Raw genomic sequence first — 23896 nt, forward strand, 5'->3', positions numbered from 1 at the left:
AGCACGCCGCAGGTTTGCGGCGCATGGAGGTATACACAGTGGAAACAAACCAATATTTGATCGACCTGTACGATCATTATGACGAGGACGGCCGGCTTGCCTCAAAGCACGGCTCGGTCGAGTTTCTCACCACGATGCGCTATATCGAACAGTATAGCAAAGCCGGGGACCGTGTGCTTGAGATCGGCGCCGCGACCGGCCGGTATTCCCACGCGCTCGCGCGCCAAAGGGTACGCCGTCGACGCGGTGGAGTTAGTGGTGCATAATATCGATATTTTCAAGCGAAACACAAAGCCGGGGGAAACGATCACCGTTACGCAGGGCAACGCGATGGATCTATCCGCTTTCCCGGATGGGCGGTATGATATCACGCTGCTGCTGGGCCCGCTATACCACCTTTATACGAAAGAGGATAAGCGGCAGGCTCTGCGCGAGGCCATTCGGGTGACCAAGCCGGGCGGCGTTATCTTTGCCGCGCATGTCATATCCGACGGCTGCCTTCTCGACGAGGGATTCAAGCGCAGGAATATCGATGTCGCCGGGTATATCCAAAACGGCCTGATCGATTCCCAAACCTTTGCCGCGAGATCGGAGCCAAAGGATCTGTTCGAGCTGGTCCGCAAGGAGGATATCGACGAGCTGATGTCCCCGTTCGCAGTCACGCGGCTGCATTACGTTGCGTCGGACGGCTGCGCCTTACTGATTCGCGAAGCAATAGACGAGATGGACGAAGACGCTTTTGCTTTATATTTAAAATACCATTTCGCTACCTGCGAACGGGCCGATCTGGCGGGCGTTTCGAGCCACGTGCTCGACATATTCCGAACGTAAGGCAGCCGGTCTAACCGGTGCGAGAACCATTTCAAAACAAGCGAGGTTTTTTATGGATACCAAGGAACGGCTCAAGTACTTTTATGAAACCGTGTCCGCAAGCGGTACGGACGGCGCGTTTGCGGATTATATCTCCCCCGACTGCACCCTTTGCATCGGGGAAGCGCGCATCCCAATCGGCGTGGAGGGCATGGCGGAGCACATGACCGCCGTTTTGCAGACCTATCCCGATTTTCACATGCGCATCACCCGCCAGCTCCGCGACGGCGACTATATCATTTCCGAGTTTATTGCCGAAGGCACGCATCGGGGCGAATGGCTGGGCATGAAGCCCTCCGGCAAAAAGGTGACCTTGACCGGCGTGGACATCGATAAGGTGGTGGACGGCAAGATCGTCGAGCACGGCGGCGCGGTCAATACGTTTGAAGGCTTATGGGAGGCGGGACTGATCGTGCCCGCTCCGTAAACCAATGGTTTTTGTTTGAGAAAGGATGGATATCAAATGGATTTTTCCGCATTGCAAATGACAAGAGAGAGCTGCCGCGCCTATCAGGATAAACCGGTATCCCGTGACACGCTGACCCATCTGGTCGATGTGGCGCACTATTCCCCCAGCGGCTGCAACGCCCAGCCTTGGCGCTTTGTCATTGTGGACGAGGACGAGGCCCGCGCAAAGCTGGTCGCGGCGCTGGACGACGAGGGACTGACCGGCTGCCCGTGGGGCGACCGCGTGCCTGCCTTTATCCTGATCTGCGAGGATGAAGCGCACCTGATGCCCGGCGTGGGCGAGCGTTACGGCTCCCAGCACTTCGCGCAGATGGATATCGGCATGGCCGCGATGGCGCTGTGCTATGAAGCCACCGCCATGGGACTGGGCGCCTGCATGATCGGTACCATGAACCAGAAAAAACTGCACGAGGCCTTTGGCATTCCGGAAGAACGTACCGTGCGACTGATTATCACCGTGGGCTACCCCAAAAAGGAAGGCGCGCCCCGCAAAAAGGACCGCAAGAAGCTGGACGATATTGTAAGCTATAACCAGTGGTGACGAGGTAGGAGTTAGGAGGTAGGAAGTAGGAGTTGATAGATGCCGCCGCGGGCGGCCATTATAGGTATCGCGCTATGCGCGAACCCTTCACTCCTAACTCCTACTTCCTAACTCCTACTTCTTGTTTCCTCTTCTTCGCCGCTGTGGTATAATAGAAGCATGATAGCAGAAAGCGAGGCGAGGCCGAAATGGACGTTCAGGTCGGCGATAGGCTTACCATGAAAAAGGCCCACCCGTGCGGCTCCAAGCAGTGGAAGGTGCTGCGCACGGGCATGGATTTCCGCTTAAAATGCGAGGGCTGCGGGCACGAGATCATGGTGCCGCGCAGCAAGGCGGAAAAAAACATCAGACAAATCGAACGGGAGGGTACGATCGTATGTTGATAGACGGCAAACAAATGCATTTGCAGATCACAAAGGGCCAGATCGGCCGTTATGTCATTCTGCCCGGCGACCCGGGCCGGTGCGAAAAGATCGCCCGGTATTTTGACGATCCCCGCAAGCTCGCGAGCAACCGCGAGTATACGATTTATACCGGCACGCTGGATGGCGAACCCGTCGCCGTGTGCTCGACCGGTATCGGCGGCCCTTCCGCCGCGATCGCGCTGGAGGAACTGGTGGAATGCGGGGCGGATACGTTTATCCGCGTCGGCACCTCGGGCGGCATCGTGGACGAGGTATGCGGCGGCGACGTCGTCATCGCGACCGCCGCGATCCGGCAAGAAGGCACCTCGCGCGAATATCTGCCCATCGAGTTCCCGGCGGCGGCAAACTTCGATATCGTCGCCGCGCTGCGGGAAGCAGCAAGGGCGCTCGGTCTGCGGCAGCACACCGGCGTCATCCAGTCCAAGGATAGCTTCTACGGCGAAATCCGCCCGGCGCAGCAGCCCATCGCGGGCGAGCTGCTCGCCAAGTGGCAGGCATGGAAAGCCGCGGGCGCGCTGACCAGCGAAATGGAGACCGCCGCCCTCTTTATCGTATCGCAGGTGCTGCACGTGCGCTGCGGCGCGGTGCTGAACGTGCTGTGGAACGCCGATAACGATGATGCGCCCAGTATCCCGCCCGACGCCGCCGAACGCGGCGTGCGCACCGCGGTGGAGGCGCTGCGTATTTTGATCCGGGAGGATAAGACACCATAATGGCAAAGATCAAACACCAAAACGATTTGGGGCACGACCCGATCGGGCCGTTGCTCCTCCGGCTTGCGCTGCCGACCGTTTGCGCGCAGGTGGTCAACCTGCTCTATAACATTGTCGACCGCATCTATATCGGCCAAATTCCGGGAGAGGGCAAGCTCGCGCTGACCGGCATGGGCGTCACCTTTCCTGTCATCACCCTGATCGCCGCCTTTGCCGCGCTCATCGGCATGGGCGGCGCGCCGCGTGCGTCGATCGCGCTGGGCGCGGGCGACCACGAGCGCGCCGAACGCACGCTCGGCACGTGTACCGCCGCTTTGTGGGGCCTTGCCGCCGTGCTGACGGTCGTGTTCCTGATCGTGCAGGAGCCGCTGCTGAAAATGTTCGGCGCGTCCGGCGATACCCTGCCCTATGCGATGCAGTATTTAAACATTTACGTGCTGGGCACTATTTTCGTTATGACCGCCTTGGGGCTGAACGGCTTTATCACCGCGCAGGGCAATTCATCGGTCGCCATGAAAACCGTGCTGATCGGCGCGGTGCTGAACGTCGCGCTCGATCCGGTGTTCATCTTCGTATTCGGCATGGGCGTTCGCGGCGCGGCGATTGCAACGGTCATTTCGCAGGCGGTTTCCGCCCTTTGGGTCGTGCGCTTTTTGGGCGGGCAGAAGTCCACGCTGCGGCTGAAACGGCACTATCTGCGGCTGGACGCGGCGCTCCTGCTGCCCGCGGTCGCGCTGGGCGCTTCGCCCTTTGTCATGCAGGCGACGGAGAGCCTGCTCACCGTCACTTTCAACGTATCGCTGCGCAAGTACGGCGGCGACCTCGCTGTCGGCGCGATGACCATCCTCACCTCGGTGATGCAGATCATGCAGCTGCCGCTTTTGGGACTCGCGCAGGGCGCGCAGCCCATATTGGGCTACAACCTCGGCGCAAAGCAGCCAAAACGCATGAAACAGTGCGTGTTTTATATGATCGCCTCAGCCTTTGTCTTTTCGGGCTTTGTTTGGCTGTGCGCCATGCTCATTCCGGAGCAGATCGCGCGCCTGTTCAATCAGGACGCGGAGCTGATCCGCATGACCGGCTGGGCACTGCGCATTTATATGGCGGTGGGCTTTACCGCAGCCTTTCAATGGGGCTTTCAGCAATCCTTTGTCGCGCTGGGCGAAGCGAAAATCTCGCTGTTTCTGGCGCTTTTGCGCAAGATCATTCTGCTGATCCCGCTCATTTTGATCTTGCCGCACCTGCTGCCCGATCCGCTGTTCGCGGTGTTCTGCGCCGAACCGGTGGCGGACTTCCTCGCGGCGGCCACGACCACAGTGCTGTTCCTCATCCGCTTCCGCCAGATCACCCGCTCGATCGAGCGGGAAAACGGCGGAGCACCCATACCGGATACCTCCGGATCATAAAAAAATTGGGCCGTTGCAAAATAAAAAACACTCAACCCTTGTCATTCTGAGGAGTAAAGCGACGAAGAATCTCGCGCGAACGCGCGATTCCTACGCATGTTCCGCGCGTTCGCGCGAGATTCTTCACTTTGTTCAGAATGACAATCGAGTGTTTTTTATTTTGCAACGGCCCTTGCTTTGTCTTGATTTCGCGGCGGCAGGCATGGACGAACTTGACGGGCACGTCCATACGCGCCGCGACCGGTTCCACCGTCATGCCTTGCTCCTCCGCCATATTGCCGGCAAGCCGCGTTATTCCGCGCTTGACAGCATCAGCTTGATACGGTTTTCCTGATTGATGCGCGAAGCGCCGGGATCGTAATCGACCGCGACGATGTTCGCCTCCGGGTAGGTCTCGCGGATCTTGCGGATCATGCCCTTGCCCGCGATATGGTTGGGCAAGCAGCCGAAGGGCTGGGTGCACACGATGTTGCGCACGCCCTCGGTGATCAGCTCGATCATTTCGGCGGGCAGCAGCCAGCCCTCGCCCATTTTAACGCCGGGACCGATGATATCCTGCGCCTTCTTGCGCACCTCGTCAAAGGCCATGGGCGGGCGGAAATGGCCGTCCCTTCGCATGACCTTGATGATATCGGCCTGCTTGCCTAAAACGAACTGGTACACCAGCTTGTAGGCGGCGGCCTTCTTGGGCGCGCGGCCGTACAGGTCGCGGTCGATAACCGAGTTATAGATCGTGTACAGGCAAAAATCCATCAAACCGGGCAGAACGGGCTCGCAGCCTTCGCCCAGCAGGAATTTTTCCAGATTATTGTTGCCAAGGGGCGAAAATTTCACGTAGATCTCGCCGACGATGCCGACAAGCTTTTTCTTTTCGCGCTTATCCAGCCGCACCTTGCCGAATACCTCCAGCACAAAGCGGTACAGGCGCTTGACCTCGCCGTAGTGCACGACGCGGTCGCCGGTAAAGCGGTTCGCGACCGCATCCATGCAGATCTCGATCGCCTTGTCGGTCGAACCGGGCACGACCTCGTAGGGGCGGCACTGGTTCGCGACCATCATGATCAGATCGCCGATCAGGACGGAATACGCGATCTGCATCAGCATTTTAGGCGTGAGCTTGAAGCCGGGGTTATCCTCGAGCCCGGTAAAGTTGAGCGAAACGACCGGGATAAAGCCGTAACCATTCTTTTGCAGCGCCTTGCGCAGCAGGTGGATGTAATTGGACGCGCGGCAGCCGCCGCCGGTCTGTGGCATGATGAGCGCGATTTTGCTTACATCGTATTTGCCGGATTCAATCGCGTCCATCAGCTGGCCAATGACCAGCAGCGCGGGATAGCAGGTATCGTTATGCACATTGCGGAGCCCCTGCTCGACAATGGCGGGCCCTTCGGTATCGAGCAGCTCCATATCATAGCCATAGTTTTTCATCAACCGGCAGATCAGGCCGAGCTGCACGGGCAGCATATTGGGCACCAGAATTTTATAGGTCTTGCGCATTTCCTCGGTAAAGGGCACGCGTGCGGCCTCAAAGGTTTTCGGATCGTTCGTTTGCAAGTTTTCTGCCCTCCTCCACGGCGGCCAGCATACTGCGCACGCGGATTTTCGCCGCGCCGAGGTTGCTGATCTCATCTATTTTAAGCTGTGTATAAATTTTTCCGCCGCCCTCTACAATGGCGCGCACTTCGTCGGTCGTGACCGCGTCGATGCCGCAGCCGAACGACACAAGCTGGATCAGCTGCGCGTTTTCCTTACGGGTGACGTAATTTGCCGCGCCGTACATGCGCGAATGATAGGTCCACTGGTTTAAAACGTGCACTTCGGGCGCTTCGGCAAGCTGCCAAACCGCGTCCTCGGACACAATGACCATTTGATAGGACTGGATCAGCTGGTCGATACCGTGGCTGACCTCCGGATCGATATGATAGGGCCGGCCCGCGATCACCGCGATCTCCAGCCCGTGCGTATCGGCATAGGCGATCGCCTTCTGTCCCTCGTCCCGCACGGAGGCGTAGTAATCCGCAAGGGCCTGATACGCGTCCGCCGCGGCCTCTTGCACGCGGCGCTTTTTAATTGCCGGGTACTTGGCGCAGAAGAATTTCGCGGCCTGCTGGACAAAGCGCTTTTCCTCGGTCAGCTCGAAATACGGCATCATGAAGTCCGCGTCGCGCAGGCGGGCGACGTTGGCGATCAGCAGCTCCGGATAGTAGGCGACGACCGGGCAGTTATAGCAGTTGGTCGCGCGGCCTTCGTCCAAGTTATAGGTCATGCAGGGGTAGAAGATCGCGTCCACGCCCTTGTCGAGCAGGTTTTCGATATGGCCGTGGATGAGCTTGGCCGGGTAGCACACCGTGTCCGACGGGATTGAGTGCTGGCCCTTTTGGTACATATCGCGGGTGGAAACATCGCTTAATACGACCGAGAAGCCCAACTTCCGCAGGAACGTGGCCCAAAACGGCAGCAGCTCGTAGAAATTCAGGCCGAACGGGATGCCGATGCGGCCGAGTTCGCCCGGCGCTTCGGTAACGGGCGCGTAGGTCTTTAGTTTTTCAAACTTCCACTTATATAGGTTGGGCAGCTCCTGCGCGGTTTCCCTGCCGAGCGGACGCTCGCAGCGGTTGCCCGAAATAAAGCGGCGGCCGCCGCCAAAGTCGTTGATGGTCAGGCTGCAATGGTTTTCACAAAGGCCGCAGCGGACGGATTTGACCGCGTGCGAGAAGCCCGCGAGCACCGTTTCGCCGATCAGCCCGGTTTGCTCCGGTCGGTTGTCCTTTGCGTGCAGCGCCGCGCCGTACGCGCCCATCAGGCCCGCAATGGCCGGACGGGTGACGTTGCGGCCGATCTCCTGCTCGAACGAGCGGAGAATCGCGTCATTCAAGAACGTGCCGCCCTGCACAACGATGTTCTGCCCCAGATCGTCCGGCGAATGCGCGCGGATGACCTTATACAGCGCGTTTTTGACAACCGACACCGAAAGGCCGGAAGAGATCGCATCGATCCCCGCGCCGTCCTTCTGGGCCTGCTTGACCGAGGAGTTCATAAACACCGTGCAACGCGAGCCCAGATCGATCGGGTGCTCGGCAAACAAGCCGAGCTTGCAGAACTCTTCGATGGAATAGCCCATCGACCGGGCGAAGGTCTCGATAAACGAGCCGCAGCCGGACGAGCAGGCTTCGTTCAGTGAAATATTGTCGATGCAGTGGTTGCGGATCTTGAAGCACTTGATATCCTGCCCGCCGATATCAATGATAAAATCAACCTCCGGGCAGAAATGGCGCGCCGCGCGGAAGTGCGCGACCGTTTCGACCAAGCCGTGATCGACGCCGAAGGCGTTCTGGATCAGCGCTTCGCCGTAACCCGTGACCGCCGAGGATACGATATGCACCCGGTCGCCGCACAGCTCGTAAAGCTTTGTCAGCTGCTCGCGGATGACATCCGCCGGGTTGCCCTTGTTCGACTGGTAGTGGTGGAATAGGATCTGGTTCTCCTCGCCAATGAGGACGAGCTTGGTCGTGGTCGACCCGCAATCGATGCCGAGGTACGCGTCGCCCTCGTACACGGTGACGTTTTGCGTCAGCACATCGTGCACCGAATGGCGGCGGCGGAACTCGTCGTAATCCGCCTGACTTTCAAAAAGCGGCGGCAGGTACTGGGCGATCACCGGCGCATCCGCCGCTTTTTCCAGCGCGGCGAGCAGGCTTTCGACCGTATAGGTGGGCTTTGTGCCCCCCGCGTACTCGGCGGCGCCCGCCGCGATCGCGTACGGGGCAAGGGCCGGGAAATGCGCGTGCGCGTCGTCCAGCCCAAGCGTTTGCTGAAACTGCTTTTGCAGGCCCTTGAAGAAGAAGAGCGGGCCGCCCAAAAACAGTACGTCGCCCTTTATTTCGCGGCCCTGCGCCAAACCGGTCAGCGTTTGGCCGACGACCGCCTGAAAGATCGACGCGGCGATGTCCTCTCGCCTCGCGCCTTCGTTCATCAGCGGCTGGATGTCCGACTTGGCGAACACGCCGCAGCGCGAGGCGATGGTATAGATGCGCTCCGCGTCGAGGGACAGCGTGTCAAGCTCCGCCGGGGTCACGTCGAGCAGCACGGCCATCTGGTCGATAAACGCGCCGGTGCCGCCCGCGCACGAACCGTTCATGCGCTCTTCGAGCTGGCCGGTGAGGAAAACGATCTTTGCGTCCTCACCGCCCAGCTCGATCACAACATCTGCGTTCGGTACGTGCACGCCGACCGCCTTGCGGGTGGCGAACACCTCTTGCACGAAGTCGATCCCGGCGGCCTTGGCCATGCCGAGACCGGCCGAACCGGTCACCGCGCAGTGGATCACGGCGCTTTCGCCGATCTCGCGCCGCGCGTCGCGCACCAGCTCGACCGCCTTCTCGCGCACCTTGGAAAAATGGCGCTCATAGCGCTTGTGGATGATCTCACCGTTACGGACGGCGACGATCTTGACCGTCGTCGACCCGATATCGATGCCTAAATTTACTTTGCTCGTTTGTATGTCCATACTTATCTTTAATCTCCGCCTAAACTGAATATGTTTAAAGTTTGTTCTCTCTCATACATAGCTTTACATAATAAATATATACGTATTCCGTGCAAAAGTCAAATGACAAGGTATGTCGCTATTTGCCGAAATTGCCTCTTGACAACCCCCTCTATTTTTAGTTAGAATATAGCGGTAGCAGGCTAGAAGCCAACGCTTTGCGCCCGCCCGTACAATTAAATACCTTATCCAGAGCGGTGGAGGGAACGGCCCGATGAAACCCGGCAACCTACGTGTATCTATCAGTGCGCGCAAGGTGCCAAATCCGGCGTTGTAGAATTACGAAAGATGAGGGAGCAAACTTAAATGACCGCTCCCGAAAGGGAGCTTTTTTCATGCCCCCGACGGACAAACAAGAAAGGAACAGGAAACACTTTATGGCACATCGTCTCTTTACCTCCGAATCAGTGACCGAAGGCCACCCGGACAAGATCTGCGATCAGATCTCGGACGCGATCCTCGACAGCATCCTCGCGGAAGACCCCTACGCCCGCGTTGCGTGCGAAACCACCTGCACGACCGGCATGGTCAGCGTAATGGGTGAGATCTCGACCTCCTGCTACGCCGATATCCCGAAGATCGTGCGCGATACCGTGCGCGAGATCGGCTACGACCGCGCCAAGTACGGCTTTGACTGCGACACCTGCGCCGTGCTCACCTCGATCGACGAGCAGTCCGCCGATATCGCGCTCGGCGTCGACAACTCGCTCGAACGCAAGGAAGGCGCGAGCGAGGCCGACCTTGCGATCGGCGCGGGCGATCAGGGCATGATGTTCGGCTTTGCGTGCGACGAAACGCCCGAAAAAATGCCGCTGCCCATCTCCCTTGCCCACAAGATGGCTCTCCGCCTGACCGAGGTGCGCAAGAACGGCATGTTCGATTACCTGCGGCCGGACGGCAAGACGCAGGTGACCGTGGAATACGACGAGGACGGCCAGCCCGTTCGCGTGGACACGGTCGTTCTTTCCACCCAGCATTCGCCCGAGGTCTCTTTACAGCAGATTCGCAAGGATATGGTCGATCAGGTCATTCGCCCGGTCGTGCCCTCCTATTTGCTTGATGAAAAAACCAAGTTTTACATCAACCCGACCGGCCGCTTCGTCGTGGGCGGCCCGCAGGGCGATTCCGGCCTGACCGGCCGCAAGATCATCGTCGATACCTACGGCGGCATGGCGCGCCACGGCGGCGGCGCCTTTTCCGGCAAGGACCCGACCAAGGTGGACCGCTCCGCCGCCTACGCTTCCCGCTGGGTGGCCAAGAACATCGTTGCCGCCGGGCTGGCCCGCCGGTGCGAGATCCAGCTCGCTTACGCCATCGGCGTGGCCGAGCCGGTATCCATCATGGTGGACACCTTCGGCACCGGGACCGTGGACGAGTGGACGCTTTCCGAGGCTGTGCGCAAGGTATTCGACCTGCGCCCCGCCGCGATCATCGAGGCGCTCGACCTGCGCCGCCCGATCTACAAAAAGCTCGCCGCCTATGGCCACATGGGCCGCGAGGATCTCGGCGTACGCTGGGAACAGACCGACAAGGCCGACGCGCTCCGCGCGGCGGTAAACGCATAAATAAAAAGGACGGACTTAGCGAAAAAAGCTAAGTCCGTCCTTTTTGATTGGCCGTTATCAGGCGCTCACGCTGCTTTGCAGAAGCGCATCAGCATCGCCGCGACCTCGGCGCGGGTGGCGCTGCCCTTGGGATCGAGCCGATCCGCGCTCCTGCCGGTCAGGATGCCCTTATCCGCCGCCCAAGCGACCGCGTCCCTTGCCCAGCCGGAAACCATGTCCGCGTCCGCGAAGGAAAGCGTTCCCGCCTCCGCCGCGCCGCCCGCGTAGCGGTACAGCATAACGGCAAGCTGCTCGCGGGTGATCGGGCCGTTTAGACGCGCGCCGTCCGAGATGCCCTTGGCCTTTGCCCAATCGACCGCGGCGGCATACCAAGTTTCGCCCGCCGCGCCGTTCTGTTCGCCGTCGTAGCGGTACAAAACGGTCGCCAGCATGGCGCGCGTCATCGGCGCGTGCGGGCTGAATGTATTTTCAGACACGCCGTTGAACAGCTCGCGCGAGGTGGCGAACGCCACGCTTTCCGCGTACCATTTATCCGCCGGCACATCGGCAAAAGCCTTGCTGTTGTCCACGATTTTGAGCGTACAGCCGCCCGTCACGGGAACGCGCAGCTCGCCGTTTTCCACGTATGAAGCCTTCACGACCGCCTCTGCGCCGTCCGGCTTTACCAGCACGGCCACCGTGCCCGGCGAGGCCGATTCAAGCGGAATGGCGACTATCGCGCTTGTTTTGCCCGCAGGCAGGTTCACCTGCGCGGTCACGCCGCCGTTTTTCGGCGTGAGCACCGTGGTTTTCACGCCGTCCGCGCTTTCGATCGTCTGCGTGACCGCACCGGTCTTTGTATCGGTCACCGTGGTCACTTTAGCGCCGTCCGATGTCGCGCCGGTCGTTGTCGTCACAGACGGTTTGGACGGCCTGCCGCCCGAAGAGCCCGAGGACGAACCGCCGCCGGTCCGCAAGCCGTCAACCGCGGCTTGCAGCGCGTCTTTCGCGCCGTCCACCTCGGCCTGCGTGGCGGCTTCGTTGTCCAGCACGGCTTTCGCCGCTGCCAGCGCTTGTTGGAACACGGTCCAGCTTTGCGCGGTGTAACCGCCCTGTGTCTTATCCCTGTTTGCGGTGTACAGGCTTTGCAGCGCGGTCTTATCCGCGGTTACGGTCGTTTCAGGGAGCAGCTCGCCCGCTGTGTTGATCAGATCGCCGTAAATCTCCTTGCCTGCCGCCGTGCCCAGCATGAATTCCGTTACCTTTACGCCGGAGGCGGGACCGTTCAGGTTCACCCGCGCCAAAACTTCGGGCGATTCCGTGTAAGCAAGGGTGAGATACAGCACGCCTTCCCGCACCTCCTGCCGCAGGATCGTGCCTCTGGTATCGACGGCTTTGACGCTTTGTCCGTTTAGATTCATCACGATATCCGCCGCGCGGATGGCGTTGCCGTTCTGCACGCCCGAAAGCTTCAGCTCCACCGCATCCACATTGGTGCCCGTGGTGGCGGTGACGGCCTCGACCGTCCGTCCCTTTGCCGCCAGCTCCTCCTGATTCAGACCGGCCTGTTCCAAAAGCGCCGCCGAGCCGTCCATGGAGGCCGGGACGTCGGCGCGCAGCGCGGTCAGCGCGATCACGGACGGATCATGGTTGGTGCCGCCCTCGAGCCGCTTGCCGCCGTCGATGGTCTGTCCGCCAAGGGCCAGCTGCACATCATATTCCGCCTGCGTCGTGCCGCCATGGCTCGTGCCGTTTCCGCCGTGATCGGAATTGACAATCACCAGCGTATCCTCCACCGCGTCCTTCTGCGCGAGCGCATCCATGATGGACTGGAAATAAGCGTCGTATTTCTTTAACTGCGCGTAGTAATTATCATTATAGAAGCCGCTGCCGTGCCCCACGCCGTCCATATAATCGGACTGGAAATATAGCAGGGCCGTGTTGTCGAACGCATCGGACAAAATGTAATCCGCGACGTCGGCAAAGCCCGCGGACTGGCCGCTGATATTGCGCACCGCATACGTATCGACGCCCGCGTCCGGCTCGATGATGCCGTTGACGATCTGGTTCCACTCCGCAAAGGCCGCGTTGCCCCGGTTCGGCTGCGCCGCTTGGAGCGCCTTGAATACGGACGGATAAACAGGCTCGGCCTTGCCGAAGTCCGGATAATAGTAGGCGCCGGTTTTGGTGTTGTCGATCTTATACTCGCTTTGCGCGGTGGCATATTCCTTGCCGTGCAGGATGGCGGTATAGTTTTGCGCGGAGATGGTCGGGGTTTCGCTTTTCGCGGTGTAACTGGTGGCAAAGGTTTCGTTAAACAGCCGCATCGCGTAATCGTTTACGCGCTTAGAGAGGATAGCGGCGTCGCTTGTCAGCGACGGGACCGTGCTGCTCCGCGCGGCATAATACATCTGATCCGGGCGGAAGCAAACGCCGCCGCCATCCATGGTAATGGCCAGAACATGCTTGTACGGATAGATCGCCGCGGCCGCCGCAATGGCCTTTGCCTCTTCCGTTGAACCGGCCATCGCCACGTCGCCCGCGCCGATCACACCGTCGCCGTTCTTGTCCAGCGCGTTTTGAGACAGGATGGTGATGGTCTTGTCCTCTCCCGTGACACCCACGGCTTCGGAGACCGCCTGCCCTCCATTTTGCACTGTGATGTTGGCAAAGGTAAGCGCGGTCACGCCCGCTTTAGCGGCGTCCTTCACGCGGAAGCTCAGCTTGACCAGCCGGGTCGCCGCATAATTGCTGAATGGTTCTGTGGAAATGCCGGTGTTCTTCTGGTCAATGGTGAGCGTGCCGCCGCCATCGTCCGTCACCGGATCGGCGGTCTGCCAATGCTGGTCGCGAACGTATTCCAGAACCGCGGGGTCATAGTGCAGTTCAAATCGAACATGATCCGCCGCCGCGTCCGCGTCGCGGCGCGCGTGAACGTTGACGTTGTACGAAGCGCCCGCCGCCATCGTGTCCGCGGTTACCAGACCGAGCGATACCTTGGCGGACGCATCGGCCACGCACGCGCGGACAATCGTCTTGGTCTGCGTCTTGCCCTGCGCGGACAGCGTATAAGTAAAGGTGTAATCCCCCAATCGCGCGGGCGTGATCTCACCGCGCTGCGCGTCATACTCCGCCGCCATGACCGATTCGCCGTTCACCGTGATATCCGTCAGGCGCGCGGTTTGTCCGTTGCTGGCCCCGACCTGCGCGACCGCCGCCGCCTTGCCCTGCTCCATGCGGCCGGTCTCTCCGCTCACGGTCAGCACGGGCGGGTCAAGCCGCTCGTAAAGCGCCTTTACCTGCTGCTCGGTCAAGCCCTTGGAATACAGACGCGCGAGGGACACGCTGCCCTTGGCAAAGAACTCCGCGCCGCCGGAGGAGGAGCTGTCTCCCCCGATCACAAAGCTTTTCGCGTTCGCGCTAGTGGTCCAGTGAATGGTCGGGCCGGTTGCGTCCTCTTCAGCGACCAGCTCGCCGTTTAGATAAAGCTTTACCTTGGCTCCGTCGAACACGCCGACCGCGTGGTACCATATACCGGCCTCGATCGCCGCCGAGGACTGCACATAGCCGTTGCCGCCCGCCGTTCTGTTCAGGTTGCAGTAAAACTGCAACCTGCTGTTTTCCAGCCCAAGCCCCATGCCTCCGCTCTGCTGGTTGGAAAATATGTCGTATTCGCCGGAAGCGGGCACCTCGTCGTAGCAAAAAACGCTTTCGATTGTTGCGGTGTTCATTTTACCGTACTTTTCATCGTCAAAGGCGTACAAATAAGCATCGTATTCGCCGTTGAAAGAAGCCACCTTTTTGCCCATTTCCGCGTCCTCCTGAATGACCGGAGAGCCCGCGGCCCGGACGGTATTCCCGGTCTCCGACCGGTCGCTCGCCGTGCCGTCTGCGAAGTCCACGTGCAGCATATCGGCGGCGGGCGTTTCGCTTTCGGTATCGCCGCCGGCATTCTTGGTCACGGCCTCATAGGTTTTCTGCACATCGGCGGCGTTCATCGCGCCGGTGTACAGACGCGCAAGGGCGATATCGCACGCGATCGGGTTTTGCACCGTGCCGTCCCCTCTGGTATCCGCGCCGACGTAGAAATATTTGGCCCCGTCCGCGGGCACGGCCATCGTGCCCGCGCCCTCCACGGCGGCTTTCAGCGCGCCGTTGATGTACAGCTTGGTCTGCTTGCCGTCAAACGTGGCGACCGCATGAATCCAATCGTTTTTGAGCGCGGCAATATTGCTGGTCGGCTTCTTGTAACTGCCGCCGACACGGTTCCAGAACTCCAGCGTTTTGCCGTCGCTGTTCAGCTCGAACCCGCAGCCCGCGCTTTCCTGATTGGAGAAGGGGTTGCCTTTTATGCCGTCCAGCTTCATATAGCATTCCATGGTGTAGCCGCTTTTGAATTTGTTGTAATCCGCCGCGGTCATGGCGTAGCGCAGGCCGTCGTCCGTTCCGTCAAAGCGGTAAAATGTGCCGATCTTGTCGTCCTGCGCCTTGACCGGCGCGCCCTTCACGGCCAGCGTGTGGCCGTTCGCGTCCGCGGTGCTGTCGGTGCGGAAATCGATGTTCAGGATATCCGGCTTCGGCGTTTCATACGCCGCGGCAGGCGCGGTGGTCACCGTGCCGGTGATCGCATCGCTGCTCATGCCGAAGGAGGTTTTTGCCGTTACGGAAACGTCGTATGTCGTATCCGCGTCCAAACCGGTGATTTTGACGCTCCACTCGCTTTTCGCGGTCTCTTCGTAATAATCCGCGAACACGCTGCGCGTGACCGTGCCGCCGCTCCCCCGCGGGGTCAGCTTGAGCGTATAGGTGTGGATCATATCGTTGTTGGCGCGCGAACCCGCCGTCGCCGCCGGGAACCGCACGATCGCCGTGCCGTCCGTTACCTCGCCCGCCGTCACGGCTGCTTCCTCCGCAAAGGCAGGCGCGGTTTCGCTTTCGCGGGTTCCATCGTAGGGGCGGTCCGTGTGATCCGCGACGTCGAACGCCCACGGCTCGCCGCCAAAAATGTATTCGCCCGTGGTCAGGTTGAGGCGATATATCGCAACGCCGCCATCCTCCAGCACGTCGATGCGCAGCGCCTGCGAGGCGATCTCGCTGTTCGACGGGCGGGTGGCGCCGGCGCCGCTGTCCGGGTCTACCTTGCCTTTTTCGTTTTCAAAATACGCGCCGATCGTGCCGTCCTGAATCGCGGTATAGCCCTGATTCTGATAGATCGACCGCGCATCTTCCAGCGTGGCGTGGGAGTGGCCGGAGATATGGATGGCTTGCGGATACTGCTCCAGCAGCGCGACCATGTCCCGGTCCGTTCCCTTGCCGTAATTGCCATACCACTCATTCGTGACATAGGCCGTGTTCTGAATGCCGTGGTGCCCCATGACAATGACCGGCGCGCTTTCATTTTTCTCTTGGGAGGTCTCCAGCGCGGTTTTCAGCAGGTCGTAGTTGCCGGTGTAATCTCCGCCGTAATTACTGGCGCTCAGCTTAACGACCGTGGCGACCAAATTTTCATCCGCCGTTGGGGAAGCGGTGACCGCGCCGAACGCGCTGCTGTAATAAAGCACTTCGCTAGCGGCCTGCCCGAGCTGGCTTTCAAACCGGGATACCGCCGTAGCGGCGGACGAGTTAAACTCGTGATTGCCCATGGTAAGCAAGACCTTGTTCGCTTGCCCCAGCGCGCTGCCTTTGATGATATTCGTCAGCGAGGTATACTCGCTCGCCGCGCCGTTGTTCGTCACATCGCCGACGAGCAGCACGCCGTCCGTATCGGGATCGATCCGATAGCATACGTCCAGCGCGTTTTTCAGCTTGTTCGACGCGGCGCTGTCGCGGCCGATATGCGTATCGCTGCCCACGAAAAAGCGGGCCGCCACGCCCTCGCGCGACGCGGTGGCCCAGCCTTCCGCTTCCGGCGCGCTCCATGCCGCGAACACGGCGGGCGGCGCCGCCCCCAGCAGCATGGCCCCGGCGAGCAGCGCGGACAATTTGCGTTTCCAGTGCAAATGCATGATTTCATTCTCTCCTTTTTGGTAGCACCATTTTTTCTTCCCGACCGCCGGCCACGCGACGGCCTTTGTGCATAAAAAATCTAACAAATTCCCTTTCCCATTACAACGCGCAAACCATAAAACCTTTGTAAGAACAGCGTAAAACCGGACCTGCCGAATCCGCAGTGCATAAAAACGCAAAAAAAAGCCCACGGGAATCGTTCCCATGGACTTTCAGTTTGGCGAAAAAGTCTTTACGCCGCAGCGCGCGCAAAAATGAAAAAGGGCGGCTATTTTGCGGGATAAAATTCGCGGAACAAACGCAAATAGTCGGGCAGTTTTTCCACCGCCGGCTGTTCAAATTCAAACGTTGTGCCGTTGCACTTTTCGATATTCAAGCCGTCGATCACATAATCCTTGCGGAATTTACAGTGATCCCCTTTGCAGTGCTTGCAATTCCCATAATCCCCGGTGAAAACAGTTTTGATATAGGCGGGCGCCGCGCTGATGAAGGAGGCGTGTTTGGTGACATTGTTGAAAAACATCCGCAAAACGATGGCATCCTCCCTTATGTAAATTCTGGCCACCACATTTTTCGATTTTACATTGGCTTTTCTGAAGATAAGCATATATTTGCCCCAGCAAAAGCCGCTGCCGATCGTATCATCGTATGTATAGCCCAGCTCTTCCATCGCTTGCGTGAATGCGATGATAAAGCCTTTATCCTTTTGGGTGATGCAAGCAAACCGCTCTTCCTTCATTTGTTGCTGTATCAATTTTGTCCTCCTTCATCCGTTGCGTATCATGACATCGTTACAGGTGCAGCGCGCCCCGCGGGCATTCCTCCACGCACCGAAAGCATAAAATGCAGTCCGTTCCATTGGCCCGCTTTCGCGTGGGGTCCGTCATATCCACATCCATAGGACATACCTTTTTGCATTTCCCACAGGATACGCACTTTGCCGTGTCGGTCTTCACACGAACCAGCGCAAAGTAGCTGGCCGGTTTGAGGAACACAGTAATCGGACAAATATACTTGCAAAACGCCCGGTTATCCTTTAGTGCCAGCGCCAGCCCGATCCCCACGGCATAGTAAAGCGCGTTGCCGATGAGAAAGCTCCAAAACAAAATGGTTTCCATGCCGGGCACGCGCAGCAGAAAGAGCGAGCCGACAAAAAGAAGCGAGCCCGCGAACACGAAATACCGGATAAAGCCGATCCTTTTCCGCGGCCGCCGGGGCGTTTGATAGGGCAGCAGATCGAGCACCATGGCCGTCCAGCACGCATAGCCGCACCAGCCGCGGCCAAAGAACAGCGGGCCGAGGATTTTGGCGATCACATAGTGGATGACGGCGGCTTCAAACACGCCGAGGAACAGATAATACCAGAACCCCTCGATCTGCATATTTTCCCTTGAAAGTATGCCGAGATAAACCAGCATGTATAGGCCGACCGCGAATTGGACCGCGGTCCGGGCGTATTTTAACTTTTTGATATACAGCGCGACGCCGACGGCAAGACATGTGCCGATATAGAGAAAATTAAAGAAATAAAAGGGGTTGTCCAGCGTCAGCCACAGCGTGACGGCGATGCATGCAAACAGCAGCCACAGACCGACCGGAAACAGGTATTTCTTCATTGCAGTTTTTCTCCGATCAGCTTTTCCAATTTCTTTTCTGAAAGAATCTCATGCGTGACAAACGCGCCGTTATAAAACAGGCTGAAGGTGGTGAAGGGCGACGGCGCGTTTTGCGCCTGCTCCGTGGTCTGCATATGGATGGACCGCCACGGCGCGCCCATTTGCTCCGCGACGCGCTCCATGAGCGGCACATATTTTGCCGTAAACGGGCACTGACTGGTGTAATACAGGCAAAAGCCGTTTTGCGGCACACGGCGTTCCTCTTCCCGGACGCAGGACTTAAAGCGCGGCGCTGCCGCGTTTTCTTCAAACGGAAGGAACATCAGTTCAAAATACGGCGACGCGGTATCCGCTGTTTGAAAGCCCTTGTACCGCAGGTATTTGGGGTCGGACAGATAGCCGAGCTTCTTTTTGGCGGACAACACCACAAGGCCCGTTTTCCCCTTTTCCTTGGAATCGCGGATGCATTCCTCCAAAAGCAGGTTTGAATAGCCCTGTCCCTTGAACTGGCCGGATACCCACAGGCAATCGATCATCATATATCCCGCGGCTTCGATTGGCGCCCACGCATATTCCGCGGGGATATATTCGATGAAGCATTTCCCGCGCACATTGCCCTTTAAAAAAACAAGGCCTTCGTCCAGCCGATCCCGCAGCCACGCCTTTTTCGACAGTACCTGACAATCTTGATTATTGGAGATGGCGCAGCAGATATGCTCCGTTTCCAAATTATCCTGCGTTACCCTGATCAGTTCCATATACTTTCCTCTTTTCACGCGTTTATTATCCAGTATACCATAGCGGCATGCGGGTTCCAAGCCATAGCGCGCGAACGCACGAATAAAACGCGCTTTTCCGGTTGACTTTGCCCCGCAAACGAGCTATGCTGAACTTATCAAACGTAACAGCAAGGAGGACGAAGCGATGCAGGTATTGGAAAACGAATTATTCCACGTAGAGATCGACGAGTTCGGCGCGGAGCTCTGCTCCATGAAGAGCAAAAAGGACGGCACCGAGTACGTCTGGCAGGCGGACCCCGCGGTTTGGAAGCGGCACGCGCCCGTGCTGTTTCCCATCGTCGGTCGGCTGAAGGACAAGAAATACACCGTTGGCGGCACGGCGTACGAGATCACCCAGCACGGCTTTGCGCGCGACCTGCCGTTTGAACCCGTGCGGGTAAGCGACAGCGTGGTTGATTTTGTCCTGCGGCAAAACGACTACACGAAAAAAATGTATCCGTTCGATTTTACCTTTACCATTCGGTACACGCTTTCCGGCGCGACGCTGAAAAAAGAACACATCACCCTGAACACGGGCGACACCGACCTGTACTACGAGGTGGGCGGCCACGACGCTTACGCCCTGTGCCTTAAGCCGAATGAGACGATAAGCGACTATTATATCGAGTTCGAGGGCGTGGAGGCCCTTCACCCCATCTTGACTGACGAGAACGTTTCGCTCTCGCGCGACCACGGCGAGATCGCACTGCAAAACGGCTGCCTGCCGATCACCCGCGAGACCTTCAAGGACGACGCGATCATTCTAGACGACCTGCCGGTCCGCCGCGTCACGATCGCGTGCACGAAAAACGACAAGCGCGTGACCATGGACTTTTCCGACCTGCCCTATTTCGCGCTGTGGAGCGCGTACAAGGATTTCGACGTGCCCTACGTTTGTCTGGAGCCGTGGAGCACGCTGCCGGACGGCGGCTACCTCGATTACGCGCTCGAAAACAAGGTGGGCGTGCGCCTGCTGAACCCGGGCCAGAGTGAGACGCTTTCGTATACCGTGACCGTAAAAGATTAAAATAGCTTGTCGATCGAGCCCGGCCAAATCGGCCGGGCTCTCAGACTGTCAAAAAACAAGTTTTGACAGTCTGTCGATCGAAACAAAGCCCCATTTCGATCGAGAATTCCGGCTTCTGCGCGCGCCCTTTGGCCGCACTTCGCCGCCGGTTTGTTCAGCCCATAGGCCTCTATCCATTTTCCGCCGCCGTGCGGCGATTGGAATGAGAGCAAACCGAGATACGCGCTCCCGGTTTTTGGTCAAATTGAAGCAAAGCTTCAATTTTCAATTTTATTACACGCTGCGGCGCGAGGGGCTTCTTTGACAAGCTGTGGCCGTGTTGCATGGATCTTGCAACGCGGCCATTTTGCATATTCTGTTTCTTTGATACGAACACTACTTGACAAACCCCATGCTTCGAGCTATACTGATCTCAAAAAGACACCCCCTCCCCCGGAGGGGCTAGGGTTAAGATAGGAGCGATACCATGAAGAAACAGTTCACCGTCGGCGGAATGAGCTGCGCCTCGTGCTCCTCCCATGTGGAGAAGAGCGTTGGCGCGCTGCCCGGCGTGTCGAAGGCGCAGGTCAACCTTTTGGCCGGTACCATGAATGTCGAATACGATGAAAACGCCGTCGGCGTGGAGGGCATCGTTGCCGCCGTGGAGCACGCGGGCTACACCGCCGCCCCGCGCGACGAGCAAAACAGCGCCCCCGTCGCCACCGCCCCGCAGGCGGACGACGAACTGAAGGAAATGAAGACCCGCATTATTGTTTCCTTCATCTTCCTTGCGGTTTTGATGGTGTTTTCCATGGGGCCGATGGTCGGCTTGCCGCTGCCCGCCTTTGTCGCGGGACCGGAAAACGCGTTCGCGCTCGCTCTTGTTCAGCTTTTGCTGACGCTGCCGATCGTATTCGTCAACCGCAAGTACTACACGAACGGTTTTAAAACGCTGTTTCGCGGCGCGCCGACGATGGACGCGCTGATCGCGGTCGGTTCGGGCGCGGCGCTGGTTTACGGCGTTTACGTGCTGTTCCAGATCGGCTACGCCACCGCCGCGGGCGACACGCACGCGCTGCATACCTACGCGCACGATCTGTACTTTGAATCCGCGGGCATGATCCTCGCCCTTGTCACGCTGGGCAAGTTTTTTGAAGCGCGCGCCAAGCGCAAAACCGGCGAGGCCATCGCCGCCTTGATGGACCTGCGCCCGCAGACCGCGCAGGTACTGCGCGGCGGCGAGGAAGTCACCGTGCCGGTGGACGACGTGCGCGTGGGCGATTTGATCGTCGTGCGCGGCGGCCAGTCCGTGCCGGTGGACGGCGAAATCACCGAGGGCCGCGCCGCCGTGGACGAGAGCGCCATCACGGGCGAGAGCATCCCGGTGGATAAAACAGTGGGCGACAGCATCATCGGCGCGACCGTGAGCAAAAGCGGCTACTTTGTGATGAGGGCCGCCCGCGTGGGCGACGATACCACGCTTTCGCAGATCATCCGGCTGGTCGAGGAAGCGGGCGCGAGCAAAGCGCCGATCGCCAAGCTGGCCGACAAGGTCGCGGGCATTTTTGTTCCGGTCGTTTTAGTCATCGCGGCGATTACGGCAGGTGTTTGGCTGATCGCGGGCGAAAGCGGCGCGTTCGCGCTGACCCGCGCCATTGCCGTACTCGTCATTTCGTGCCCCTGCGCGCTCGGGCTGGCAACGCCGGTGGCCGTTATGGTCGGCACGGGCGTGGGCGCGAAGAACGGCGTGCTGTTCCAGTCCGCCGAGGCGCTGGAAAACCTGCACCGGATAGACAGCGTGATTTTGGATAAGACCGGCACCGTGACCGAGGGCCGCCCGGTCGTGACCGACGTAGTGCCCCTTGGCGTGGACCCGGACGATTTGGCCTCCCTCGCCCTTTCGCTGGAAGAAAAATCCGAACATCCGCTGGCGGACGCGATCGTGCGCTATACCCGCAGTCAGGGCGCGCGCGTTCGCGAAGCCACCGATTTTTCAGCCGCCGAGGGCCAAGGCGTTTCCGCCATGGTATCGGGCGTTCGCTGCATGGCGGGCAACCGGCGCATGCTGCTGAAAAACGGTCTGGCGCTTTCGCCCAAGGCCAAACAGGCAGGCGACAGGTTCGCGGCGGAAGGCAAGACCCCGCTGTTTTTCGCCGCCAACCGGCAGGTAGTGGGCATCTTCGCGGTGGCCGACGTGGTCAAGCCCACCTCGCAGGACGCGGTAAAGGCGCTGTCCTCGCTCGGCCTTGAGGTCACGCTGCTGACCGGCGACAATCAGGTCACCGCCGGGGCGATCGCCTCCCAGCTCGGCATCAAAAACGTGGTGGCCGAGGTGCTGCCGCAGGACAAGGAACGCATCGTCCGCGAAAAGCAGGCGGAGGGCAAGCGCGTCGCCATGGTGGGCGACGGCATCAACGACGCTCCCGCCCTCGCCCGCGCGGACGTGGGCGTCGCCATCGGCGCGGGCACCGACGTGGCCATCTCCTCGGCCGACGTGGTGCTGATGAAATCCGATCTGATGGACGCAGTGGATGCGGTGCGTCTGTCCCGCCAAACGATGCGCAACATCCGCCAAAACCTATTTTGGGCGTTTTTCTATAACGTGATCGGCATCCCGCTCGCGGCGGGTGTTTTATGGGTGCCGCTGCGGCTGGGACTGAACCCGATGTTCGCGGCCGCCGCCATGAGCCTGAGCTCGGTTTGCGTGGTATCCAACGCTCTGCGCCTGAAATTTTTCAAAGCCACGCCGCGCGTCGCGCGCAAAGCCGTTGTGGCCGCCGTGGCCGACGCCGGTCCCGTTTCCGGGGAGATCGCTCCCCGCGATTTTGCCGTAGACGCACCCACTGTGAAGGAGGAAACGAAAATGACGAAAACCATCCGCATCGAAGGTATGATGTGCGCCCACTGTTCGGGCCATGTCAAGCAGGAGCTTGAGGCTATCCCCGGCGTATCCGCCGTAGTCAGCCACGAAACGGGCGAAGCCATCGTGCAGGGCGCCGTGCCCGACGAAGCCACCCTGACGGCCGCCGTTGAAAAAGCCGGCTATAAGGTGGTCGGATTTGCATGAAGGCTGACAAAAACAAGGTCGAGCCGCTGCTGCGCACCGCGCGCGGCCAGCTCGACGGCGTGCTGAAAATGATCGACGAGGACCGCTACTGCATGGATATCGCCATGCAGCTTTCGGCGGTCGAATCGCTGGTGCACAAGGCCCAGCGCGAGGTGCTGCGCGCGCACCTCGCGGGCTGCGTGCAGGAAGCGTTTGAATCGGGCGACGGGCAGGCAAGGGATCGGAAGATTGACGAGATCATCCGCCTGCTCGAAAAGCAATGACCGCGCGCCTGCCGGCGCGGCTGGAGCCGGCGCCGGACGCGCCCGCGCTGCTCGCCGCCGCCGAAGCGGAGGAACGCACGGCCGAGGGGCTGTACATCCGCGATATCGACCTTTCCGGCACCCGCCTGTTCGGCCTGCGTTTGCGCGGGGTCTTGTTTGAGAACTGCCGCCTTTCCGGCTGCCGCTGGCAGCGCGCGGACTGCGTGGACGTGGTTTTTCGCCACTGCGACCTTTCCAACAGCGACTGGCGCGACGGCTATTTTGAGCGCACCGCATTTGAAAGCTGCAAGGCCGTGGGCGCGGCCTTTCCGGAAACCGGCTGGCGCGACGCCATTTGGCAGGGTTCCGCGATGGGCTACGCCAGCTTTGACCGCGCATCGCTGCGCGAGACGGCGTTTGCGGACTGCGACCTGTCCTCCGCCATTCTGGCGGATTGCGCGTGGAAGCGGCTTGCGTTTGCAAACTGCCGCATGGAGAACGTCAGCTTTCTGCACACCGCGCTTGGCGGGCTCGATCTGACCAGCTGCAATATCGGCGGCCTTACGGTCTCCGAATCCTCGGTAGAATTGCGCGGCGCCATCGTTTCGCCCGAGCAGGCCGTCGGCCTTGCCAAGCGACTCGGCGTGGTGGTCAAGGAATAAGAAAA

General features: G+C 59.7%; 19 protein-coding genes and 1 riboswitch. Of the genes, 12 read left to right on the forward strand and 7 right to left on the reverse strand.

Annotated elements, in window-relative coordinates; genetic code table 11:
* Positions 1-38 precede the first annotated feature (38 nt).
* The 7 genes from RWV98_RS19485 (at position 39) to RWV98_RS15030 (ending at position 4423) form a co-directional block, all read left to right on the forward strand.
* Positions 39-266 carry a hypothetical protein gene (locus tag RWV98_RS19485; protein WP_442872070.1) on the forward strand — a complete coding sequence of 76 codons (228 nt, stop codon included), beginning with the start codon at positions 39-41 and terminating at the stop codon, positions 264-266.
* On the forward strand, positions 259-831 hold the full coding sequence (locus tag RWV98_RS15005) for a class I SAM-dependent methyltransferase (RefSeq protein WP_442872071.1): 573 nt from the start codon (positions 259-261) through the stop codon (positions 829-831). Before RWV98_RS19485 ends, RWV98_RS15005 begins: the two co-directional genes overlap by 8 nt.
* A gap of 52 nt (positions 832-883) precedes the next feature.
* Positions 884-1297, forward strand: coding sequence for an ester cyclase (locus RWV98_RS15010; RefSeq protein WP_280961795.1), 414 nt, complete (start codon positions 884-886; stop codon positions 1295-1297).
* Between the two features lie 36 nt (positions 1298-1333).
* Positions 1334-1879 carry a nitroreductase family protein gene (locus tag RWV98_RS15015; protein WP_317861766.1) on the forward strand — a complete coding sequence of 182 codons (546 nt, stop codon included), beginning with the start codon at positions 1334-1336 and terminating at the stop codon, positions 1877-1879.
* A gap of 188 nt (positions 1880-2067) precedes the next feature.
* Positions 2068-2262: a DUF951 domain-containing protein gene (locus RWV98_RS15020; RefSeq protein WP_317861767.1), complete on the forward strand. Its 195-nt coding sequence runs from the start codon at positions 2068-2070 to the stop codon at positions 2260-2262.
* On the forward strand, positions 2256-3017 hold the full coding sequence (gene udp / locus RWV98_RS15025; RefSeq protein WP_280961798.1) for a uridine phosphorylase: 762 nt from the start codon (positions 2256-2258) through the stop codon (positions 3015-3017). The genes RWV98_RS15020 and udp overlap by 7 nt, the downstream gene beginning before the upstream one ends.
* Positions 3017-4423: an MATE family efflux transporter gene (locus tag RWV98_RS15030; RefSeq protein ID WP_317861768.1), complete on the forward strand. Its 1407-nt coding sequence runs from the start codon at positions 3017-3019 to the stop codon at positions 4421-4423. Before udp ends, RWV98_RS15030 begins: the two co-directional genes overlap by 1 nt.
* A 31-nt stretch (positions 4424-4454) precedes the next feature.
* Here RWV98_RS15030 and RWV98_RS15035 read toward each other — a convergent pair whose 3' ends face one another.
* The 3 genes from RWV98_RS15035 to RWV98_RS15045 are packed head-to-tail and all read right to left on the reverse strand — an operon-like array spanning position 4455 to position 8930.
* Positions 4455-4679, reverse strand: coding sequence for a hypothetical protein (locus RWV98_RS15035; RefSeq protein WP_317861769.1), 225 nt, complete (start codon positions 4677-4679; stop codon positions 4455-4457).
* Between the two features lie 35 nt (positions 4680-4714).
* Complete coding sequence (locus RWV98_RS15040; RefSeq protein WP_280961801.1) at positions 4715-5977, reverse strand: 2-hydroxyacyl-CoA dehydratase; 1263 nt, start codon at positions 5975-5977, stop codon at positions 4715-4717.
* Complete coding sequence (locus RWV98_RS15045) at positions 5949-8930, reverse strand: acyl-CoA dehydratase activase (RefSeq protein WP_317861772.1); 2982 nt, start codon at positions 8928-8930, stop codon at positions 5949-5951. The genes RWV98_RS15040 and RWV98_RS15045 overlap by 29 nt, the downstream gene beginning before the upstream one ends.
* A 221-nt stretch (positions 8931-9151) precedes the next feature.
* Positions 9152-9264: riboswitch (SAM riboswitch) on the forward strand.
* A gap of 82 nt (positions 9265-9346) precedes the next feature.
* On the opposite strand from RWV98_RS15045, the gene metK reads away from it, so the two are divergent.
* A complete protein-coding gene (gene metK, locus RWV98_RS15050; protein WP_280961803.1) occupies positions 9347-10534 on the forward strand; it encodes a methionine adenosyltransferase in 1188 nt (395 codons plus the stop codon).
* Between the two features lie 65 nt (positions 10535-10599).
* Here the strand turns inward: metK and RWV98_RS15055 are convergent, their stop codons facing one another.
* From RWV98_RS15055 to RWV98_RS15070, 4 genes are all read right to left on the reverse strand, one after another.
* Positions 10600-16518, reverse strand: coding sequence for a LamG-like jellyroll fold domain-containing protein (locus tag RWV98_RS15055; RefSeq protein WP_317861774.1), 5919 nt, complete (start codon positions 16516-16518; stop codon positions 10600-10602).
* A 269-nt stretch (positions 16519-16787) separates the two neighbouring features.
* The gene (locus RWV98_RS15060; protein WP_317861776.1) at positions 16788-17273 is read right to left on the reverse strand and encodes a hypothetical protein; all 486 of its coding nucleotides are present in this window, start codon (positions 17271-17273) and stop codon (positions 16788-16790) included.
* A 37-nt stretch (positions 17274-17310) separates the two neighbouring features.
* A complete protein-coding gene (locus tag RWV98_RS15065; RefSeq protein WP_317861778.1) occupies positions 17311-18135 on the reverse strand; it encodes a 4Fe-4S binding protein in 825 nt (274 codons plus the stop codon).
* Complete coding sequence (locus tag RWV98_RS15070) at positions 18132-18893, reverse strand: YoaP domain-containing protein (protein ID WP_317861779.1); 762 nt, start codon at positions 18891-18893, stop codon at positions 18132-18134. Before RWV98_RS15070 ends, RWV98_RS15065 begins: the two co-directional genes overlap by 4 nt.
* A gap of 166 nt (positions 18894-19059) precedes the next feature.
* Here RWV98_RS15070 and RWV98_RS15075 point away from each other — a divergent pair, with 166 nt between their 5' ends.
* From RWV98_RS15075 to RWV98_RS15090, 4 genes are all read left to right on the forward strand, one after another.
* The gene (locus RWV98_RS15075; RefSeq protein ID WP_280961808.1) at positions 19060-19941 is read left to right on the forward strand and encodes an aldose 1-epimerase family protein; all 882 of its coding nucleotides are present in this window, start codon (positions 19060-19062) and stop codon (positions 19939-19941) included.
* A 466-nt stretch (positions 19942-20407) separates the two neighbouring features.
* Positions 20408-22987 carry a heavy metal translocating P-type ATPase gene (locus RWV98_RS15080; protein WP_317861781.1) on the forward strand — a complete coding sequence of 860 codons (2580 nt, stop codon included), beginning with the start codon at positions 20408-20410 and terminating at the stop codon, positions 22985-22987.
* Positions 22984-23250 (forward strand): metal-sensing transcriptional repressor, encoded by a 267-nt coding sequence (locus tag RWV98_RS15085; protein WP_280961817.1) that lies wholly within the window; start codon positions 22984-22986, stop codon positions 23248-23250. The genes RWV98_RS15080 and RWV98_RS15085 overlap by 4 nt, the downstream gene beginning before the upstream one ends.
* Positions 23247-23891, forward strand: coding sequence for a pentapeptide repeat-containing protein (locus tag RWV98_RS15090; protein WP_317861783.1), 645 nt, complete (start codon positions 23247-23249; stop codon positions 23889-23891). The genes RWV98_RS15085 and RWV98_RS15090 overlap by 4 nt, the downstream gene beginning before the upstream one ends.
* Positions 23892-23896: the final 5 nt, after the last annotated feature.

It is taken from the genome of Agathobaculum sp. NTUH-O15-33, from assembly GCF_033193315.1.
GTDB classification, from domain to species: Bacteria; Bacillota; Clostridia; order Oscillospirales; family Butyricicoccaceae; genus Agathobaculum; species Agathobaculum faecihominis_A.

Bases quoted from the DNA above. Each gene is read 5' to 3' on its own strand.
- RWV98_RS15070 (WP_317861779.1), bottom strand. From the start codon at position 18,893: ATGGAACTGATCAGGGTAACGCAGGATAATTTGGAAACGGAGCATATC.
- udp (WP_280961798.1), top strand. From the start codon at position 2,256: ATGTTGATAGACGGCAAACAAATGCATTTGCAGATCACAAAGGGCCAG.
- RWV98_RS15065 (WP_317861778.1), bottom strand. From the start codon at position 18,135: ATGAAGAAATACCTGTTTCCGGTCGGTCTGTGGCTGCTGTTTGCATGC.
- RWV98_RS15030 (WP_317861768.1), top strand. From the start codon at position 3,017: ATGGCAAAGATCAAACACCAAAACGATTTGGGGCACGACCCGATCGGG.
- RWV98_RS15085 (WP_280961817.1), top strand. From the start codon at position 22,984: ATGAAGGCTGACAAAAACAAGGTCGAGCCGCTGCTGCGCACCGCGCGC.
- RWV98_RS15015 (WP_317861766.1), top strand. From the start codon at position 1,334: ATGGATTTTTCCGCATTGCAAATGACAAGAGAGAGCTGCCGCGCCTAT.
- RWV98_RS15055 (WP_317861774.1), bottom strand. From the start codon at position 16,518: ATGCATTTGCACTGGAAACGCAAATTGTCCGCGCTGCTCGCCGGGGCC.
- RWV98_RS15075 (WP_280961808.1), top strand. From the start codon at position 19,060: ATGCAGGTATTGGAAAACGAATTATTCCACGTAGAGATCGACGAGTTC.
- RWV98_RS15045 (WP_317861772.1), bottom strand. From the start codon at position 8,930: ATGGACATACAAACGAGCAAAGTAAATTTAGGCATCGATATCGGGTCG.
- metK (WP_280961803.1), top strand. From the start codon at position 9,347: ATGGCACATCGTCTCTTTACCTCCGAATCAGTGACCGAAGGCCACCCG.
- RWV98_RS15020 (WP_317861767.1), top strand. From the start codon at position 2,068: ATGGACGTTCAGGTCGGCGATAGGCTTACCATGAAAAAGGCCCACCCG.
- RWV98_RS15080 (WP_317861781.1), top strand. From the start codon at position 20,408: ATGAAGAAACAGTTCACCGTCGGCGGAATGAGCTGCGCCTCGTGCTCC.
- RWV98_RS15010 (WP_280961795.1), top strand. From the start codon at position 884: ATGGATACCAAGGAACGGCTCAAGTACTTTTATGAAACCGTGTCCGCA.
- RWV98_RS15090 (WP_317861783.1), top strand. From the start codon at position 23,247: ATGACCGCGCGCCTGCCGGCGCGGCTGGAGCCGGCGCCGGACGCGCCC.
- RWV98_RS15035 (WP_317861769.1), bottom strand. From the start codon at position 4,679: ATGACGGTGGAACCGGTCGCGGCGCGTATGGACGTGCCCGTCAAGTTC.